1 protein-coding gene is annotated in these 229 nt (G+C 52.0%); it reads left to right on the forward strand.

What is annotated here, in order from left to right; genetic code table 11:
• On the forward strand, nucleotides 1-229 hold a 229-nt coding region (locus ABLQ08_RS32565; protein ID WP_352950932.1), incomplete at both ends, for an FG-GAP repeat protein.

A 229-nucleotide genomic window follows, 5' to 3' on the forward strand; every position in this document is an offset into this window, starting at 1 on the left:
GACAGATGACGGTGCAAGCAACGAGGGTTCCATCTATATCTTCACTCCGAATGGAAACGGCGGTTACACAGAAACCAAACTCACGGCGTCAGACGGCGCGGCAGGCGATTATTTTGGTTATGCATCCGACATCAATGAAAGCGGAGTGATCGTTTCCGGCGCTCTCTTTGATGATGATCTTGGAGCGAACTCCGGCAGTCTCTATGTCTACACACCGGATGGAATGGGC

This window comes from Roseibium sp. SCP14, assembly GCF_040329475.1.
Lineage (GTDB): Bacteria > Pseudomonadota > Alphaproteobacteria > Rhizobiales > Stappiaceae > Roseibium.